Source organism: Schaedlerella arabinosiphila (assembly GCF_003885045.1).
In the GTDB taxonomy this organism is placed as follows: domain Bacteria; phylum Bacillota; class Clostridia; order Lachnospirales; family Lachnospiraceae; genus Schaedlerella; species Schaedlerella arabinosiphila.
In genome coordinates this window covers 1,437,644-1,456,753 of sequence record NZ_RHJS01000002.1, presented here as the reverse complement: position 1 = coordinate 1,456,753, position 19,110 = coordinate 1,437,644, and the positions used below count along the sequence as shown (strand labels likewise).

Below are 19,110 nucleotides of genomic sequence, written 5' to 3'. Positions count from 1 at the left end.
ATTATACTTTGCTTCCTTTCACATGATTTCCCGCGTCTGTTCCGGATAAATAATCGATAAACTGCTGTGCCGTCCTTCCGGAAAGCCCTCCGTGGCTCAGCTCCCACCGGTTGGCCTCCAAAAGCAGCGTCTCCTCCGGCATGTCGATCCCGTTTGTCCGGGCCAGTGTCCTGACGATCTCCTGAAATTCCTTTTTATCCGGGGAACCGTAGTAGATCGTGACGCCGAACCTGGCTACCAGGGAAAGCTTTTCCTGCACCGTATCGTTGGTATGCAGCTCTTCGTCCCGGTCCGCCTTGTCCCGGAAGGTCTCGCGGATCAGATGCCTGCGGTTGGAAGTGGCATAGATCAGCACATTTTCCGGCTTCTTCTCCAGGCCGCCCTCGATCACAGCCTTGAGATATTTATATTCTGTCTCAAATTCCTCGAAAGACAGGTCGTCCATATAGATGATGAATTTGTAGTTCCGGTTCTTGATCTGCGCGATCACATCGTTGAGATCCCGGAACTGGTGCTTGTAAAGCTCGATCATCCGAAGCCCCTGCCCGTAATACATATTCAGAATCGCTTTGATGGAAGAAGATTTTCCCGTTCCCGCGTCCCCGTAGAGCAGGCAGTTGTTGGCCCTTCGCCCCTCCACAAATGCCCGGGTGTTGTCGATCAGCTTTTTCTTGGCGGTCTCATAGCCCACCAGGTCGTCCAGGCGGACATGGGCGATGTTGGAAATGGGAACGATCCGCGCCGCCTCCCCTTCGGGATGCTCCACCCGGAACGCCTTGTGAAGCCCCAGCTTTCCAACCCCAAATTCCTGATAAAACCGGGTCAGGCAGTCCCCAAACTCCTCCGCCCCGGCCGCCTTCCCTAAGGACCTGCTCAGGCCGCAGATCCGATCCCGGATTCGTTTGTTGAACACCTTGCCTGCGGCATCCTCATTCTGGTAATCCAGCAGGATGGCAAAGCACTCCGCGTCCAGCGCCTTCTGCATCGGCCCGAAATCAAAGTCAAACAGCTCTTTGAGCACCTCAAAATCGTGAAGCACGATCTGGTTGATGCTGCCCCCAACCTGCCCTACGATCTCGCAGGACGTACTGTAGGCGTTCTCGTGGTTGGCCAGAAGGAAGGTCAGGTAAGCATGCCACAGATTTCCCTCAAACCCGTGCCGCACCGCGATCTCCAGCAGTTCATTGACACACTCGAACAGAAGGCTCTGCAGATCCTCCCGGTTATAATATTCGTTCTCATAATTCTCCATCAAAAAGGTCATATCCAGCAGGATATCCCCATGTTCCATGTTTCTATAGAGCATCAGTTCATTCGTACGCATCTTCTTTTTCCCCATTCCGGCCGATTAATAATTACCCAGGATCTTTAGGTTGATCGCCTCTTCCCGCAGTCCGCGGATCGTATTTTTTACGGCAGCGTCCCCCATATTGCCGTCAAAATCCACGAAAAAGCGGTATTCCCAGCTTTTCCCTTCCACCGGCCTGGATTCGATCCTGGACATGTTCAGGTCGTTATATATGAAATGTGACAGCAGGCGGTACAGTGAACCGCTCTGGTGGGGCACCTCAAAGCAGATACTGATCTTGGAGGCATCCTTTAAAAAGACCTTCTGATTGGTGACCACAATAAAACGGGTGGAATTATTGCTGTCGTCATTGATCTCATCCACCAGCACCGACAGCCCGTGGACCTGGGCCGCATAGGCGCTGCAGACCGCCGCCTGGGTGGAGTCCTTGTCCTCCAGAATCTTCTTCGCGGCCACCGCCGTGTTGACCACGCTGATCTGCTCCCAGTCCGGGTGATCGGACAAAAACCGGGTAGTCTGCATCAGCGCTTCGGCTTTGGAATAGACCCGCCTGATCTGATTCAGATCCGTTCCCGGAAGCCCGGCCAGAGTATGCCGCACCGGAAGGATCGTCTCCCCTACGATATAATTTTCAAATTCCACCAGAAGGTCGTATACCTCCGTCACTGCCCCTGCCGAAGAATTTTCAATCGGAAGCACCGCGTAATCCGCCGCACCGTCCTCGATGGCCTCCATGGCGTCCCGGAACGTCCGCACATGGAAATTGTTGCAGCCCTCCCCGAAAAACTTCAGCATGGCGGCCTGTCCGTATGCGCCTTCCACGCCCTGGTAAACCACCCGGGCCGTATCTTTTTCCAGAGAGTCGATGCCGATGAAGGGGAGCCTTCCCAGGGCGCCGGCCTCCACCATCTGCTGGTACTGCAGCTTCCGGCTCATGGACATGAGCTGTTCGTATAATTCCTGAATCCCTTTTCTGTTAAAGTCATTGGAAACCCTGGACGCCACATCGTTCAGCTTATTGCGCTCCCGCTGCCGATCCAGCACGCGTCCCCAGGACTTTACCTTTAATTCGCCCACTTCCTCGCAGACCTTCATCCGCTCCTCGTAGAGCCTGACGATCTGCCCGTCGATCTCATCCAACCGTATCCTCAAGTCATCCAGTGCAGCCATACTCTCTTCTCCTTTGTCCCTGTTTCTTACAGTCAATCTGCGCAGCAAACGGATCGACTGTTTCAACTCATTCTTATTAGTATAATATATTTTTTTCATAAATGCTACTATTTTAACAAAACATATTTTTCAAAATTATGATTGACAAAGGAGAAATTATAAGATATTGTAGGTAGAAGAATTAGTATCCGGAAAGGAGGCATACAGATGAGTGGCAACAGATATCATATAATCCGCAACGTAATACGAAGGCGCAGACCCAGGTCTTTTTGGATTTGCCGTTGTATTACTGTTCCTTTTATTTCTGCTTTTTCTATTCCTGTTTCCGGAAAGATTCTCCATTCATTTGTTTTTTTGTTTTTTTCAGCTTTCCTTTTCCCAAAACCATACAGTTCTTAAAAACAGCATTATTTAGCAATTGCAGTGATCATTCACACGAACTACGAGGAGGTATTTTATGAGACACTTGATGAGCCCTCTGGATTTATCCGTTGAGGAACTGGACACTCTTTTGGAACTGGCACAGGATATCGAGGCGCATCCCGCAAAATATGCTCATGCCTGCGAAGGGAAGACGCTTGCCACTTTATTTTACGAGCCAAGCACCCGTACGCGTCTGAGCCATGAGGCTGCCATGCTGAACTTAGGTGGCAGTACAATGGGATTTTCCTCGGCGGATTCCAGCTCTGCCGCAAAGGGAGAGAGCGTTTCCGACACGATCCGGACCGTTTCCTGCTATGCGGATATCTGCGCCATGAGACATCCCAAGGAAGGCGCTCCCATGGTGGCCTGCCAGCATTCCGGCATCCCGGTGATCAATGCGGGCGACGGCGGACATCAGCATCCGACCCAGACCCTGACCGACCTTCTGACGATCAAGAGCCTGAAAGGACGACTGGACAATCTGACGATCGGACTCTGCGGGGACTTGAAGTTCGGACGTACCGTACATTCCCTGATCCATGCACTGGTCCGTTATACCGGCATCCGTTTCATTCTTATTTCCCCGGAGGAATTAAGGCTTCCGGATTATATGCGCCAGGACGTCCTGGATCGGAAGCAGATCCCCTATAAAGAGGTGGTCCGCCTCGAAGACGCCCTGTCGGAATTGGATATCCTGTACATGACCCGTGTCCAGAAGGAGCGTTTCTTCAACGAGGAAGACTACGTGCGCATGAAGGATTTCTATATCCTGGACCGGAAGAAGATGAAGCTGGCGCCTGAAGAGATGTACGTGCTCCATCCCCTTCCCAGGGTAAATGAGATCTCCGTGGAGGTGGACGACGATCCCCGCGCCGCATATTTCCGCCAGGTGCAGTACGGCGTGTATGTGCGGATGGCGCTGATCCTGACGCTTCTGGATATCCACGTGGAGTAAAAAACGCCCGTCAAGTGTAACCGGAAATAAAATAACCGCGGCTGTTCCTTCCATAGACGTTTCGCAGAGGGATACAAAAACAGCCGCAGATCAATAAAAGAAAGAGGCCGAAATATGGTAAATAGTACATTGAATGTTGGAAAGCTTTCCGAAGGATTTGTTTTGGATCACATCGAAGCAGGGAAAAGCATGGAAATCTACAAATACCTGCATCTGGATAAACTGGACTGCTGCGTTGCCATCATCAAAAACGCAAAGAGCAGCAAGATGGGCAAAAAAGATATCATCAAGATCGAGTGCCCCATCGACTTCATGGATCTGGATATTCTTGGATTCATTGACCACAACATCACGGTCAATATCATCCAGAACGAGCAGATTGTAGAGAAGAAGCTGCTCCGGCTCCCCAGGGAGATCAAGAATGTGATCCGCTGCAAGAACCCGAGATGCATCACCTCCATCGAGCAGGGACTGGATCATATCTTTATCCTGACGGATGAAGAGAAGCAGGTTTACCGCTGCAAATACTGTGAGGAGAAGCACCGCAATATGAAATAAAGCCCCTGCCAGGGCCTGCCGAACCGGCGGGCCCTTTTCTTCGGTCTTTTCAGCACTTCTCCGCAATCTCTAAGATCAGCCGCTTTGTGTCCTCCCATCCCAGGCAGGGGTCTGTGATGGATTTTCCGTAGACCCGCTCGCTGTCGATGCTCTGGCAGCCCTCCACCAGGTAGCTTTCGATCATGACTCCTTTGATCAGCTTTTTCAGCTGTGGATTGTAGCTCCTGCTGTGGAGCACTTCGCTGGTAATGCGGATCTGCTCCCGGAACTTCTTGTCCGAATTGGAATGGTTCACGTCGATGATCGCCCCGGGATTTTTCAGATTCATGCGCTGGTACATATCCAGCAGGCGCACCAGGTCCTCGTAGTGGTAGTTGGGAATACAGGTCCCGTATTTGTTCACGCCGCCCCGCAGGATCACATGCGCCAGGTCATTTCCGGCGGTGGTCACATCCTGCCCGCGGTAGATAAACCGATGGGAATTTTGTGCCGCGATGACCGAATTGAGCATCACGGAAAAATCGCCGCTGGTGGGATTCTTCATCCCGATGGGGATATCCATGCCGCTGGCCGTGAGCCGGTGCTGCTGGTTCTCAACGGAGCGCGCCCCGATGGCTTCATAGGAGAGGATATCGTCCAGGTAGCTTCTGTTCTCCGGATAGAGCATCTCGTCCGCCCCTGTCAGAGCGCTCTCTTCCATGGCCCGGATGTGCATCTTCCGGATTGCCAGGATTCCCGCATAGAGGTCCGGCGCCTTATCCGGCTCCGGCTGGTGCAGCATCCCCTTGTAGCCCTCCCCGGTAGTCCTGGGCTTGTTGGTGTAGATCCGCGGAATGACCATCACACGGTCTGCCACCTCCTCGCTGACCTTCGCAAGCCGGGTCACATATTCACAGACCGCGTCCTCGTTGTCCGCAGAACAGGGGCCTGCCAGTACGATGAACCGGTCCGACACTCCGGTAAAAATATCCCGGATCTCACGGTCCCTCTTCTGTTTGATCTGACGGAGTTTTTCTGTCAGAGGATATTCTGCCTTCAATTCTGCCGGCAGAGGAAGCTGTGCATTTACAGTCATACCCATGTTTGTGCCTTCTTTCTTTGTGATTGTATGGTACTTTAACACCTTAACGCAAAACAGCGCCCGGTGCAAAAAACAGGAACTGTCCGAATCTGTCTTGGGACAGTTCCCCAGACCGGATCTTTCAGATCCGGCAATAGATCTTGATTTAAGCAAAACGATAAGCCGGGTTATGTCGTTGGACAATCATCTATCTAGGCCCAGCGTTGCCGCCGGGCTCAAGCGACCTACCTAAAGCGTGACGGGCCGCCACATCGCTTTCTTCCGGTCTTGCTTCGGATGGGGTTTACATGTGCCCTCCCTGTTACCAGGGAGGCGGTAGTCTCTTACACTGCCTTTCCACCCTTACCTCATGCCGTGGCATGGGGCGGTTTATTTCTGTTGCACTGGCCTTGGAGTCACCTCCACCGGACGTTATCCGGCATCCTGCCCTGTGAAGCCCGGACTTTCCTCGTCTGCTGCCTTTCGGCCTCTGCAGCCGCGATTGTCTGTCTTACTTAAATATTCTCAGCCGGCGGTTCAAAAACAGCGGCTATCCTTTGTCCTGCCGTTTTTCCGAACCGTCAGCAGATTCGGATCATTAACACATTACACCCCCGGATCATGGAGCAGGCCCTCTCCATCCGCTGCCCTAGTCGCCAGCTCGTCGCACCGCTCATTCTGGGGATGCCCGGCATGGCCCTTGATCCAGTGGAATGTGACCTCATGGTCTTTTTTCGCTTCCAGAAGCCGTTTCCAGAGATCCACGTTCTTGACCTCTTCATTCTTTCCCCGCTTCCAGCCCTTTTTGATCCAGCCCTCGATCCAGTGCTGGTTAAAGGCGTTGACCACATACTGGGAATCCGAATAGACCTCCACCCGGCAGGGACGGTTCAGGGCTTCTAAGCCCACGATCACCGCCATCATTTCCATCCGGTTGTTGGTGGTCTTCACATACCCCTGGGAAAGCTCCTTCCTGTGCAGCTCCCCCTTCGGGTCCACATATTCCAGCACCGCGCCGTATCCGCCCGGTCCGTGGGGGTTGCCCCTGGCCGAGCCGTCTGTATATAATTTTACCTGCATCTGCCTTATATGTCCTCCCCTGATCTCAAATCTTTCCCCACAAAAATTCCTGCCCCGGCTCTTTGATCTCCATGATCCGGTTCCTGTACTCTTCCGTACACGGCTCCTGCCTCAGCCGGTCAAAAATCCCGTAGTCCTCCCAGAAATGCATGGGGAATACCCGATCCGTCCGGGTGTGCCGCATGAAGAAATCCAATCCTTGCGCATACTGCCCTTCCAGCCTGGGGTCCACGGGAACAAATGCCGCGTTGATGAACTCCCCTTCAATCTTCTGGATCTCGCGCTCATAACTCCGGCGCATCATATTTACATAATCCTCGCCCTCTTCCTCCCAGTACCACGCGTTAAGGTCCCCTGCATGGTAAAAGGTGCGCCCCTGATACTGTACCAAAAACGCGACGCCCTCGTCTGTGGAGCGCAGGGTCCGAATCCGGCACCCTTTTGTCTCCAGCTCTTCCTCCGGCCCTACAAACCGGATGCGTTCTTCCAGCCCACCGTTCTTAAGCGCGTCCCGTTTCACATCCTTTGACAAAATGTAAAAGGTCTCGGGCATCTTCTCCTGAAACTGAAAAATCTTCCTCTGGTAATGATCCAAATGGGCGTGGCTCGCAAAGATGAACAGCTTCCTGTCCGTATCCAGCCCCGGCAGCTCCCCGCGGTAGTAATCAAACAGGAAATATGCGTCCTCCAGCTCCACCAGAAATCCACTGTGTCCTATATATACTGTTTTTATCATACGTTCAACATCTCCACTGCCTGCACCAGCTCCGGCAGGATATATTCGATTCCTTCCTTCGCCAGCTTCGCGCTGTCCGGAAGGTTCACCATCACCGTCCGGTTGCGGATGCCGGCTGCCGACCGGTCCAGCATGATCTTTTTGGAATAACGGATGCAGTACCCGCGGATGGCCTCGGGAATCCCCGGAAGCAGCCGTTCCGCCGCATCTGTCAGTGCATCCGGCGCGCAGCTCTTTCTCAGAAGCCCGGTAGAACCCACGGTCAGGATGAGCTGCACCGCCCCCGTATCCGCCAGTTGTCTCAAGACCGCTTCCACCACGGTCTTGTCCTCGGGCAGTACCCCTGCCTTGACTTCAAATCCCACCTGCTCTACGACCCGCTTGACGGCCGATCCCGACGCGCTTTCCTGCTTCGCCTTGTATGCTCTTGTACTGACCGTAAATACTGCTGCCTTCATGATACCTGTCCTCTTTATATCTGTCCTCTTTACTTATAAATCCGCGAAGATCTTCTCCGCATATTCATTGGCTTTTGCAAAAATCTCTTCCCGGGAGGAATCCAGATAAAATTCCCCGTCCCGATACAGCACCTTTCCACCGATCATCGTCATCTTCACATTGCTCTTGCTTCCGCTGTAGACCAGGTTTTTGTCCAGGTTGCGTAAGGGCTGCATGTTGGGCTGGTTCAGGTCGATCAGGATCAGATCCGCCTTCTTGCCCTCCGCGATGCTGTCGCACTCCGGCAGGCCGCAGGCACGGGCCCCGTTGACCGTGGCCATCTTAAGCACTTCCCTCGCCGGAACCGCCTCCGGGTCGTCGCAGACTGCCTTCTGCAGCCCGGTCACCAAAAACATCTCCCGGAACATGTCCAGACAGTTGTTGCTGGCCGCCCCGTCCGTTCCGATGGCAACCGGAATGTCCAGATCCAGATACCGCTTGATCGGTGCGATACCGCTTGCCAGCTTTAAGTTGGAAGCCGGGTTGGTGACCACATAAATGCCCCGCTTTTTGAGGATGTCATAATCCGTCTCGTCCATGTGTACACAGTGGAACAGCGTGCCGCCGTAGCGGAACAGCCCCAGGGAATCCATAAGGGCCACCGGGGAGCAGCCATACCTCTCCCGGCACTCCTCCACCTCCTTGCGGGTCTCGGAGCAGTGTACGGAAACCGGTGCCTGGTGGCGTTCTGCAAGGGCCGCGATCCCCTCCATCAGCTCCCGGCTGGTGGTATACTCTGCATGGAAACCGATCCGGTGGCTGATCAGCCGGGAACGGTCGATATTCAGGCGGAGGAAATCCTTTTCCACCTGATCCACGGTTCCCCCGAAATTGTTGATGCTGTCGCAGAACACATACCTGAATCCGGCGTCCTTTGCCGCCCTTGCCCCGTCGTCCACATAGAAATACATGTCGTACGCCGTAGTAATCCCGCTGGTCAGATACTCCATAAATGCCAGCTTCGTAAACCAGTAAAGGCTTTCCCCCGTCAGCTTCCCTTCCGCCGGAAAGACCTTGTTGAACAGCCATTCATCCAGCTTTAGGTCATCCGCGTGGGAACGCAGGAAGGTCATGGCCGAATGGGTGTGGGCGTTTTTGAAGCCGGGCATCAGAAGGCTGCCCTCTCCGTCAATCTCCTGATCCCATTCCTTCTGATCCTGCCGTCCCGGCCCTACATAGGTGATGGTGTCGTCTTGAATCCATACCTCTCCCTGAAAGATATCTTTCCCATCTTCCATGGTCAGTATTCTTACATTATAAATTCTTGTATTCATGGATTGTTTGATCCTCACTTTCACAGCTTTCTGATGATCTGCGTCACCAGCCGCTCAAAATCCTCTGCCCGTTTGTCCGCCGCGATCTGCACATCCTCATGCTTAAGCTTCTCCTTGGAGATCCCGCTTGCCATATTGGATACACAGGAGATCCCGCACACCCGGATGTCCGCGTGACGGGCCGCCAGAGCCTCCCCTGCCGTGCTCATACCCACCGCGTCCGCGCCCAGGGCCGCAAACATGCGGATCTCTGCGGGGCTTTCGTAATTGGGCCCGGAGGTCTGCACATAGACCCCTTCCTGAATGGGGATGTGCTCCTCCTCTGAGGTCTTCCGGATGATATCCTGAAGTTCCAGGTCGTAAATCTGGGTCATATCCGTAAACCGAAGCCCCAGCTCCGACACATTTTCCCCGATCAGCGGGGAGGGGACAAAGTTCGAGATCTGGTCCTTGATCATCATGAAATCCCCCACCTGGAAGTTCTGGTTAATCCCGCCTGACGCGTTGGTCAGAAACAGAACCTGGATTCCCAGCAGCTTCATGACCCGGATGGGCATAACCACCTCCTGGGGGGTATACCCTTCGTAAAAATGCACCCGCCCTTTCATCACCACCGCCGGCACGTCGCCGATGTATCCGAACAGGAACCTTCCGTCATGGCCTGCCACCGTGGAAACCGGGAATCCCGGAATATCCCCGTAGGGAATCTCGCACTCCACCTTCATATTCCTGGCATAATTGCCAAGCCCGGAGCCCAGGATCAGGCCCACTCTGGGCTGAAAATCCGTCACTGTCCTGCAATATTCATAACATGCTTTTACTTTTTCATACTGTATGCTCATCGATATAATCTCCTTTTTTGTTACCATGTTTCTGTGTCTCTGCACAGACGCCCTCCAAATCAGGCAATGCTTCCGGCGCCGTTATCGGGAGCATTTCCATACCAGCTCGTCCCATCTCCGGTCTACTTCCTTTTGAAACTCCTCAATCAGGTATTCGTTTTCTTTCCGGAAGAGGTGCTTAAACCGCCCCTGTTTTACCAGGAAGTCTTCGATGGGAAGCTTCTTTTTGGGCTCGTAATTGAGAATCCATCTGCCATTCACAACCTCAAACAGCGGCCAGTAGCAGGTCTCCACGCCCAGCTTGCAGATCTCCATGATATCCGGCGTATTGTACCTCCATCCACGGGGGCATGGCGCCATAATATTTAAAAATGCCGCTCCCGGCGTATAGATCGCCTTCTCCGACTTGATATGCAGATCCTTGAAGTTCTGCACAAAGGTGGTCTGCGCCACATAGGGAATGTCGTGGCTTGCGATGATGGCAGCCAGATCTTTCCGGTTCTGAGGCTTTCCGCTGCTCTTTGTGCCTACCGGGGTCGTGGTCGTATCCGCATACATGGGAGTCGCGGAGGAACGCTGGATTCCGGTATTCATGTAGGCGCCGTTGTCATAGCAGACATACACCATGTCATGGTTCCGCTCCATGGCGCCGGACAAGGACTGAAAACCGATGTCATAGGTTCCGCCGTCCCCGCCGAAGGTGATGAACTTGTATGTGGCATCCAGCTTCCCTTTTTTCTTCAATGCCTTGTAGGCGCCCTCCACGCCGCTTAAGGTGGCCCCTGCGTTTTCAAATGCATTGTGGATGTAGCTGTCCTCCCATGCCGTGTAGGGATAGGTAAATGTAGAGACCTCCAGGCAGCCGGTGGCATTGCCGATCACGGCCTTATCCCCTTCGTGAAGTCCCCGCAGGACATTTCTCACTGCGATGGTCCCGCCGCAGCCTGCGCACATCCGATGGCCGGGAGCCAGACGCTCCGGCTTGTTCATGGTTTCTTTAAAATTGTAGCTCATACTTTCCCCCCTATTCCCGAATCCCCAGATAGCGGTAGGTTTCCCCTGCGTCGCCGTCTTCTGCAATCTGTCTCAGGGCTGCAAAAATATGTTCCATATCTTCCACGCGTACGTCCCGTCCGCCCAGTCCGTAGATATAATTCACTGCCAGCGCCTGGGAGCGCGCACGGTACAAAGCCGACATCACATCCGCGCCCAGAGGCCCGCCGTGGTTCGTATAACCCTCCGCCCGGTCCATCACCGCGACGGCCTTCACCCCTGACAGGGCTTCCGCGATCTCCTCCGCCGGGAAGGGACGGTACATCCGGATCTTCACCAGTCCCACCTTCTCGCCCTTTGCCCGCAGACGGTCAATGGCATCCTTGGTCGTGCCTGCCGCGGACCCGATCATCACAACGGCCAGTTCCGCGTCTTCCATGCCGTACTCCTCAAACAGTCCGTATTCCCTGCCGGACAGCGCGGCAAATTCCTTCGCCACCTCCAGCACCACCCGGCTCACATGCTTCATTCCCTCGGCCTGGTTCCGTTTTGCTTCCATATAATAATCCGTGATGGAATAGGGGCCCACCGCCATGGGGCAGTCCGGGTTCAGCAGGTAGTTCTCCGGCTCATATTCGCCTACAAATCCCCGCACCTCTTCGTCATCCAGAAGCTCCATATTTTCCACCGCGTGGCTGGTTATAAATCCGTCCTGGCAGATCATGATGGGCAGCCTCACATCCTTGTGCTCGGAAATCCGGTATGCCTGCACCATGTTGTCGTATGCCTCCTGGTTATTCTCCGCGTAAATCTGAATCCAGCCGGAATCCCGCGCGCCCATGCTGTCCGAATGGTCGCAGTTGATGTTGATGGGTCCTGACAGGGCACGGTTCACCAGTGCCAGCGCCAGGGGCAGCCGGTTGGATGCCGCGATGTATAATTCCTCCCACATATAGGCCAGCCCGCAGGAGGACGTGGCGGTCAGGCTTCTTGCCCCTGCCGCGGACGCTCCGATGGCCGCGCTCATGGAGCTGTGCTCGCTCTCCACCGGGATAAACTCCGTATCCACCTGTCCGTTTGCCGCAAAAGCCGCAAAGTACTGAGGAATCTCCGTGGACGGTGTGATGGGAAATGCCGGAAATACATCCGGGTTGATCTGGCGCAGCGCAATGGCAACTGCTTCATTTCCTGATAAACGGTCTCTCTTTGCCATGTCAGTTCACCCCTTCCATTGTAATCGCGCCGAAGGGACAGGCTTTCACACAGATCCCGCAGCCCTTGCAGTGTTCATAGTCAAATGCCCCCCGCTTATAATCCGCAACCGGGATACAGCTGTCCGGACAGACCGGCACGCACAGCAGGCATTGTTTACATTTTTCCTCGATAAACTCCGGCTTGTCCGTGGACCACTCGCCGGTATTGAACTCCCTGGATGTGCCGGCTCCCGGGATCACCATACCTTCCGTCAGGTCCTTCCATCCAGCTTTCACACCTAATTTACTGATATCTGCCGCCATCTACCGCACCTCCTGCAATGCCATCTTCAACGCCGCCATGTTGCCCTCGATCACTTCCGGCTTTCCGGCAAATTTGTGGGAGAAAGACGCCTGCATCTCTCTCAGAAATGTCTCCTCCTCCATGATTCCCGCCACTTTCACAATGGCCGCCAGCATGGGGGTATTGGGAAAATATTTTCCCATCGTCGCCATGGATACCTTGTGGGCGTCGATAATATAGACCTCCCCCTCGTATCCTTTCAGATGGGGAAGGATCTCTTCTTTCGTGCGCCGGGTATTTATAAGGATCGCACCGTCCTTCTTCAGGCCCGCGGTGACATCCACCGCTTCCAGAAGAGACTCGTCCACAACCACCACGTACTGAGGGTCATAGATGTTGGAATGCACCCGGATCGGCTGATTGCTGATCCGGTTATATGCGGTAATGGGCGCGCCCATACGTTCCGGGCCGTATTCCGGAAAGCCCTGGACATATTTTCCGGTCTGGAATGCGACATCCGCCAGCAAAAGCGCTGCTGTCTTGGCACCCTGGCCGCCCCGGCCGTGCCATCTGATCTCTGTCAGGTTCCTCATGTTCTTTCTTCCTTTCCTTTGTATTCACCGGTCTATACGCATACTGGCAGTGTCTTCAAAAACCAAAAACACTGCCAGTTTTCTTCTCAGTCTTTTCTCTATTTGATCAGTAATGACTTTCCTGTCATCTCTGCCGGCTGCGCAAGCCCCATCAGCTCGATCAGGGTAGGAGCGATATCCGCCAGGCATCCGCCCTCACGAAGCTTGTAAGCCGGGTCTGCATTGACCAGGATAAAGGGCACCGGATTGGTGGTGTGAGCGGTAAACGGTTCTCCTGTCTCCTCGTCGATCAACTGCTCCGCATTGCCGTGATCCGCGCAGATGAACATCTGGCCGCCTGTCTCCTTCACCGCGTCAACTGCCCTGCCGACGCATACGTCCACCGCTTCGATGGCCTGGATCGCAGCCCCTTCCACGCCGGTATGTCCGACCATATCCGGATTGGCAAAATTGATGATGACCACGTCGTAGTTTCCGGACTTGATGGCATCCACCAGCTTATCGCATACCTCGTATGCGCTCATCTCCGGCTTCAGGTCGTAGGTGGCAACCTTGGGGGATTTTACAAGGATACGGTCCTCGCCTTCGTTGGGTTCTTCCACTCCGCCGTTGAAGAAGAAGGTCACATGGGCGTACTTTTCCGTCTCCGCGATACGCGCCTGCTTCAGCCCGTTCGCTGCAAGAAATTCTCCGAAGGTGTTGGTGATCTCTTCCTTCGCGAAAGCAACCAGCTTGTTCTCGATGGTCACGTCATACTCTGTGAAGCATACATAGGTGGTCTGTACCCGGGGACCTCTGTCGAAGCCTCCGAAACTGTCGTCGCAGAAAGTCCTTGTGATCTCCCTTGCACGGTCCGGACGGAAATTGAAAAAGATGATGGAATCATTGTCCTGAATCGTAGCCACCGGAGCGCCGTTCTTCATCACAACGGTGGGAAGGACAAATTCATCCGTCGCGTCTGCGTCATAGGAAGCCTGGATTCCTGCCGGCCCGGACTGTGCGGTCTCGCCGATGCCTTTTACCAGGGCATTGTAGGCTTTCTCCACGCGCTCCCAGCGGTTGTCCCGGTCCATAGCGTAATAACGCCCCATCACGCTTGCAACCTCACCGACACCGATCTCTTTCATCTTTTCTTCCAACTGTTCTACGTATTCCTTGCCGGAGGCGGGAGGCGTATCTCTTCCGTCCAGGAAGCAATGTACATAAACCTTCTGGATTCCCTGCTTCTTCGCCAGCTCCAGCAGGCCGTAAATATGTTCGTTGTGGCTGTGTACGCCTCCGTCGGAAACCAGTCCGAACATATGCAGCGCGGAGTCGTGCGCCTTTACATTTTCACAGGCTGCCAGAAGCGCCTGATTCTCAAAAAAGTCTCCGTCCTGGATCGCCTTTGTGATCTTGGTCAGATCCTGATATACGATCCTGCCCGCGCCCATATTCAGATGCCCGACCTCGGAGTTCCCCATCTGTCCGTCGGGAAGCCCTACTGCAAGCCCGCTTGCGTTTCCTTTGACAAAAGGATACTCTGCCATCAACTGATCCATGACCGGAGTTTTTCCCTGTGCAACGGCATTTCCGGTTGTATTGTCATTCAATCCATATCCATCAAGAATCATTAATACGGTTGGTTTTTTGCTCATTGTCCTTCTCCTTCTATACCCTGAAATTGTAACAGTTCCGTTACCTGAAAGTCCAGTATCTATTTTACATGCTTTTCATGATTTTTGCAAACATCTTTTCTGCGAAAAGTAAAAAAATATCCCCCGCTTCGCGGTGAAGCGGGGGAACACTGTCAGATTCTTATTTGTAATTGACGATCTTGCCGAAGTCAGCCTTCAGGGAAGCGCCGCCTACCAGTCCGCCGTCGATATCTGCCTGTGCAAACAGGTCCGCCGCCGTTGATGCATTTACAGATCCGCCGTACTGGATGCGGATTGCTTCTGCTGTCGCGTCGTCATATACTTCCGCGATGCATGCACGGATTCCTGCGCAGACTTCCTGTGCCTGCTCGGTGGTAGCGGTCTTGCCGGTTCCGATCGCCCAGATCGGCTCGTAAGCGATGACTGCTGTCTTTGCCTGGTCTGCGGTCACGTTCTGGAATCCAACCTTTACCTGCTGGCGGATGAAGTCCATGGTCACGCCCTGCTCTCTCTGCTCCAAGCTCTCGCCGCAGCACATGATGGGGGTGATGCCGTGCTCAAATGCCTTGAGGACTTTCTTATTCACGTCTTCGTTGGTCTCGCCGAAGTATTCTCTTCTCTCGGAATGTCCCAGAACCACATACTTCACGCCTGCGTCTACCAGCATATTCGGGGAGATCTCTCCGGTGTACGCGCCGCTCTCCTCAAAGTACATATTCTCAGCGCCTACCTGGATGTTGGTGCCCTTTGCAGCTTCCACAACCGGAACGATGTCGATTGCCGGTACGCAGAATACAACGTCTACTTCGTCATTTGCAACCAGCGGCTTCAGTTCCTCCACCAGAGCGACAGCCTCGCTGGGAGTTTTGTTCATTTTCCAGTTGCCTGCGATAATTTTCTTTCTTGCCATAATTTGGTCTCCTTCTTTATAATAAATGTACTTTTTACTTATCATTAGCTGCCGCAACGCCTGGCAGTTCTTTTCCTTCTAAAAATTCCAGGGAAGCGCCGCCGCCGGTGGAGATGTGGGTCATCTTGTCGCCGTAGCCGAGCTGGTTGACTGCTGCTGCGGAGTCGCCGCCGCCGATGATCGTCACTGCGTCTGTATCAGCCAATGCCTTTGCCACTGCTTCGGTTCCTGCCGCAAACTTGGGCATCTCGAATGCGCCCATGGGTCCGTTCCATACAACGGTCTTTGCTTCCTTCACCGCGTCCGCGTAGATCTTTGCTGTCTCAGGCCCGATGTCCAGTCCCTGCCAGCCGTCCGGGATCTCGCCGCTGCCTACGATCTTTGTGTTTGCATCGTTGGAGAAATCATCCGCGATCACATTGTCAACCGGAAGCAGAAGCTTCACGCCCTTGTCCTCCGCCTTTTTGATCATATCCAGAGCATACTGGCAGTAATCTTCCTCCAGCAGGGATTTTCCTACGCTGCCGCCCTGTGCCTTGCTGAATGTGTAGGACATGCCGCCGCCGATGATCAGGGTGTCTACCTTTTCCAGCAGGTTCTCGATAACGGAGATCTTGCTGGATACCTTTGCTCCGCCCAGGATCGCCACGAAAGGACGCTCCGGATTGTTCACCGCGTTGCCCAAAAAGTCGATCTCTTTCTGCATCAGATATCCTACCGCAGCGGTATCTACGAACTGTGTCACGCCCACGTTGGAACAGTGCGCCCTGTGTGCGGTACCGAAAGCATCGTTTACAAATACGTCACAGAGGGAAGCCAGGTCTTTGCTGAACGCTTCTCCGTTCTTTGTCTCTTCGATCCTGTAACGGGTATTTTCCAGAAGAATGATCTCACCGTCCTGAAGGGCTTCTGCCGCTGCCTTTGCATTGGGTCCCACCACTTCCGGATCTGCCGCGAACTTCACTTCCTGTCCGAGCAGTTCAGATAATCTTGCCGCAACAGGAGCCAGGGATAATTCCGGCTTGGGCTCTCCCTTCGGCTTGCCCAGATGGGAGCAGAGAATGATCTTTCCGCCGTCCGCTACCAGCTTCTTGATGGTAGGAAGTGCTGCAACGAGACGGTTCTCGTCGGTAATCTTGCCCTCGATCAACGGCACGTTGAAATCGCATCTTACCAGGACTTTTTTGCCCTTTACATTTATATCGTCTACTGATTTTTTATTAAGCATGTAATTGCCTCCCTGTTTTCATTGTAATCCGGCAAAACACGTCATCGGCGTGTTTTGCTGCATACATACAGAAAACCTGCCGCCGGCAGCTTTTCTATATACGATGGTATCGTAAAAAGGGATCCGGTCCATTATAAGACCGGACCCCTTCGTGAGTCTATTTCAGAATCAAATCTGACGGATTCAGTTTTCTCTGAAAGCCTGTCCTACAGTAATGTTCCAAAATGCTTGATTGTTCTTACCATCTGGCTTGTGTAAGAATTCTCATTGTCATACCATGAAACAACCTGTACTTCTGTTGTACCGTTGTCAAGCGGCATAGCCATTGTCTGAGTAGCATCAAACAGTGAACCAAATCTCATACCTACGATATCGCTGGATACGATCTCGTCTGTGTTGTATCCGAAGGACTCGTTGGAAGCTGCCTTCATAGCCTCGTTGATCTGGTCAACGGTAACAGTGCCGTCTACAACTGCTGTCAGGATTGTAGTGGAACCGGTCGGAGTCGGGATACGCTGAGCAGCCCCGATCAGCTTGCCGTTCAGTTCCGGAATAACAAGTCCGATTGCCTTTGCAGCGCCTGTGCTGTTCGGAACGATATTTACTGCTGCCGCACGGGATCTTCTCAGATCGCCTTTTCTCTGCGGTCCGTCAAGTGTCATCTGGTCGCCTGTGTAAGCGTGGATGGTGCACATGATACCGGACTTGATCGGTGCAAGGTCGTTGAGAGCCTTTGCCATCGGTGCAAGGCAGTTTGTTGTACAGGATGCTGCGGAAATAATCTGGTCTTCTTTTGTCAGCTTGTCATGGTTTACATTGTAAACGATCGTCGGAAGATCATTTCCAGCCGGAGCTGAGATGATAACGTACTTCGCACCTGCCTCGATGTGAGCCTGTGCTTTTGCCTTGGATGTATAGAAGCCTGTACACTCCAGAACAACGTCTACGCCGATCTCTCCCCACGGAAGCTCTGCTGCGCTTGCCTTTGCGTAAATCTTGATCTCCTTGCCGTCAACTGTGATAGAATCTTCTCCGGAAGTAACTTTGTCCGCTAATTCATACTTACCCTGTGTTGAATCATACTTCAACAGGTGAGCCAGCATATCCGGGGATGTCAGATCGTTGATCGCTACGATCTCAAAACCTTCTGCTCCGAACATCTGTCTGAATGCAAGACGTCCAATACGTCCAAATCCATTAATCGCTACTTTTACTGCCATGATTAATTCCTCCTAAAAGTTTAAAATATTAACTGTAACACAGTTATTCTGGTGAACTTCCAACAAACCTGAATCAGGCGCAGTTTGTTAAAGATTCATCAACTAGAAATATTGTACTAAATGGAAAACAAAAATTCAAGTACTAAATCTATTTTTCTGGAAGTTTGTGTAAATCTTATACCGTGCCTGTAAATCCTTTAGTTATTTTTGATAGACAACGCTGCCTGATCCGTCCAATCTCCATATCCCCGAGGTCTGTCCGGGAGATTTTAACGGGCCGGCTACAGTTTTTGAAACACCGGTTTCCTCCCCGAAAATTCCGTATAATACCGGAAACCGCACTCCCGCAGAACCTCCGCGCCCCGGGCAAATTCATAGGCAACGTGCTCCGGCCGGTGTCCGTCCGCCCCCACGGTGATGATCTCACCGCCCAGCTCCCGGTAGCGCCTGAGCACCTCCGGATGGGGGTGGCAGAAGCCCAGCCCGTATTTGAGGCCGGCCGTGTTCAGCTCAATCCCCTTCCCCATCTGGATGACCCGCTTTAGAATCGCGTCCAGACAGGATGCAAACGCCTCGTAAGAGTATTCCTCCGCCTGGTATGTACCGTAGCGCACGATGTAGTCGATATGCCCCAGCACATCGAAGGCGTCCGCAGCCATGAGGCACGCATACATCTCCTCAAAGGTTTTCTGGTACAGTTCCCTGTCTGTGAGATCGGAAAACAGATCTCTGTAATAGGGGTCTTTTCCGTCCACCACATGGAGGGAGCCGATCACAAAGTCAAAGGGATATTTCTCCGTGATCTCCCGGCAGAATCCTCCCAGGTGGGGCTGCAGCCCCAGCTCGATCCCGATGCGCACATCCAGCCGCCCCGCATATTTTTCCCGCAGCTCTGTCAGTGTTTGAAAATAGGCGTCCGTATCGAAGAGGAAGGCATCCTTTCCCATATCCTCATTCAACGGATAATCCATGTCCATATGGTCTGTAATGCAGACCGAGCGAAGCCCTCTCTCCAGCGCGCCCTCCAGCATGGTCTCCGGCGGGGCGCTGCTGTCCGTGGAAAATGAAGTATGCATATGGCAGTCGCTTGTAATCATGACTATTCCTCCTTCTGCAGCAGATTTGCC

Annotated in this window: 19 protein-coding genes and 1 other RNA gene; 2 read left to right on the top strand and 18 right to left on the bottom strand. The window is 53.4% G+C overall.

Annotated features, from left to right (window positions below; all coding sequences use genetic code 11):
• Position 1 precedes the first annotated feature (1 nt).
• Together EBB54_RS07280 and pheA are read right to left on the bottom strand one after the other, a co-directional pair.
• Positions 2-1,324 carry an ATP-binding protein gene (locus EBB54_RS07280; RefSeq protein ID WP_125126932.1) on the bottom strand — a complete coding sequence of 441 codons (1,323 nt, stop codon included), beginning with the start codon at positions 1,322-1,324 and terminating at the stop codon, positions 2-4.
• A gap of 24 nt (positions 1,325-1,348) precedes the next feature.
• Positions 1,349-2,479: a prephenate dehydratase gene (pheA, locus tag EBB54_RS07275; protein WP_125126931.1), complete on the bottom strand. Its 1,131-nt coding sequence runs from the start codon at positions 2,477-2,479 to the stop codon at positions 1,349-1,351.
• A gap of 457 nt (positions 2,480-2,936) precedes the next feature.
• Between pheA and pyrB the strand changes: the two genes are divergently transcribed.
• Both pyrB and EBB54_RS07265 read left to right on the top strand, forming a co-directional pair.
• Positions 2,937-3,857 carry an aspartate carbamoyltransferase gene (gene pyrB, locus EBB54_RS07270; RefSeq protein ID WP_125126930.1) on the top strand — a complete coding sequence of 307 codons (921 nt, stop codon included), beginning with the start codon at positions 2,937-2,939 and terminating at the stop codon, positions 3,855-3,857.
• 114 nt (positions 3,858-3,971) lie between these two features.
• Positions 3,972-4,415 (top strand): aspartate carbamoyltransferase regulatory subunit, encoded by a 444-nt coding sequence (locus EBB54_RS07265; RefSeq protein WP_004068414.1) that lies wholly within the window; start codon positions 3,972-3,974, stop codon positions 4,413-4,415.
• A gap of 49 nt (positions 4,416-4,464) precedes the next feature.
• Here EBB54_RS07265 and EBB54_RS07260 read toward each other — a convergent pair whose 3' ends face one another.
• The 16 genes from EBB54_RS07260 to EBB54_RS07185 all read right to left on the bottom strand — a co-directional run bounded on the left by EBB54_RS07260 (position 4,465) and on the right by EBB54_RS07185 (position 19,080).
• Positions 4,465-5,520: a 3-deoxy-7-phosphoheptulonate synthase gene (locus EBB54_RS07260; protein WP_279229990.1), complete on the bottom strand. Its 1,056-nt coding sequence runs from the start codon at positions 5,518-5,520 to the stop codon at positions 4,465-4,467.
• 118 nt (positions 5,521-5,638) lie between these two features.
• An RNA gene (gene rnpB, locus EBB54_RS07255) (RNase P RNA component class A) lies at positions 5,639-5,993 on the bottom strand.
• Positions 5,994-6,081: 88 nt separating this feature from the next.
• Complete coding sequence (rnhA, locus tag EBB54_RS07250) at positions 6,082-6,555, bottom strand: ribonuclease HI (RefSeq protein WP_125126928.1); 474 nt, start codon at positions 6,553-6,555, stop codon at positions 6,082-6,084.
• Between the two features lie 25 nt (positions 6,556-6,580).
• Positions 6,581-7,291: an MBL fold metallo-hydrolase gene (locus tag EBB54_RS07245; protein ID WP_004068419.1), complete on the bottom strand. Its 711-nt coding sequence runs from the start codon at positions 7,289-7,291 to the stop codon at positions 6,581-6,583.
• Complete coding sequence (locus EBB54_RS07240) at positions 7,288-7,749, bottom strand: MogA/MoaB family molybdenum cofactor biosynthesis protein (RefSeq protein ID WP_004068420.1); 462 nt, start codon at positions 7,747-7,749, stop codon at positions 7,288-7,290. The genes EBB54_RS07245 and EBB54_RS07240 overlap by 4 nt, the downstream gene beginning before the upstream one ends.
• Positions 7,750-7,782: 33 nt before the next feature.
• Positions 7,783-9,063: an amidohydrolase gene (locus EBB54_RS07235; protein WP_004068421.1), complete on the bottom strand. Its 1,281-nt coding sequence runs from the start codon at positions 9,061-9,063 to the stop codon at positions 7,783-7,785.
• 20 nt (positions 9,064-9,083) lie between these two features.
• The gene (locus EBB54_RS07230; RefSeq protein WP_125126927.1) at positions 9,084-9,905 is read right to left on the bottom strand and encodes a purine-nucleoside phosphorylase; all 822 of its coding nucleotides are present in this window, start codon (positions 9,903-9,905) and stop codon (positions 9,084-9,086) included.
• 81 nt (positions 9,906-9,986) lie between these two features.
• Positions 9,987-10,919, bottom strand: a complete 933-nt coding sequence (locus tag EBB54_RS07225) for a thiamine pyrophosphate-dependent enzyme (RefSeq protein WP_125126926.1) — start codon at positions 10,917-10,919, stop codon at positions 9,987-9,989.
• 10 nt (positions 10,920-10,929) lie between these two features.
• A complete protein-coding gene (porA, locus tag EBB54_RS07220) occupies positions 10,930-12,111 on the bottom strand; it encodes a hypothetical protein (RefSeq protein WP_004068427.1) in 1,182 nt (393 codons plus the stop codon).
• Position 12,112: 1 nt separating this feature from the next.
• Positions 12,113-12,415 carry a 4Fe-4S binding protein gene (locus tag EBB54_RS07215; protein WP_125126925.1) on the bottom strand — a complete coding sequence of 101 codons (303 nt, stop codon included), beginning with the start codon at positions 12,413-12,415 and terminating at the stop codon, positions 12,113-12,115.
• Complete coding sequence (locus EBB54_RS07210; protein WP_125126924.1) at positions 12,416-12,988, bottom strand: 2-oxoacid:acceptor oxidoreductase family protein; 573 nt, start codon at positions 12,986-12,988, stop codon at positions 12,416-12,418.
• 98 nt (positions 12,989-13,086) lie between these two features.
• Positions 13,087-14,625, bottom strand: a complete 1,539-nt coding sequence (gene gpmI / locus EBB54_RS07205; protein ID WP_125126923.1) for a 2,3-bisphosphoglycerate-independent phosphoglycerate mutase — start codon at positions 14,623-14,625, stop codon at positions 13,087-13,089.
• Between the two features lie 160 nt (positions 14,626-14,785).
• Complete coding sequence (tpiA, locus tag EBB54_RS07200; protein WP_125126922.1) at positions 14,786-15,535, bottom strand: triose-phosphate isomerase; 750 nt, start codon at positions 15,533-15,535, stop codon at positions 14,786-14,788.
• A 34-nt stretch (positions 15,536-15,569) separates the two neighbouring features.
• Positions 15,570-16,763 (bottom strand): phosphoglycerate kinase, encoded by a 1,194-nt coding sequence (locus EBB54_RS07195; RefSeq protein ID WP_004068435.1) that lies wholly within the window; start codon positions 16,761-16,763, stop codon positions 15,570-15,572.
• A gap of 206 nt (positions 16,764-16,969) precedes the next feature.
• Positions 16,970-17,983: a type I glyceraldehyde-3-phosphate dehydrogenase gene (gene gap / locus EBB54_RS07190; protein WP_004068437.1), complete on the bottom strand. Its 1,014-nt coding sequence runs from the start codon at positions 17,981-17,983 to the stop codon at positions 16,970-16,972.
• A gap of 281 nt (positions 17,984-18,264) precedes the next feature.
• Positions 18,265-19,080, bottom strand: a complete 816-nt coding sequence (locus EBB54_RS07185; protein WP_125126921.1) for a histidinol-phosphatase HisJ family protein — start codon at positions 19,078-19,080, stop codon at positions 18,265-18,267.
• Positions 19,081-19,110: the final 30 nt, after the last annotated feature.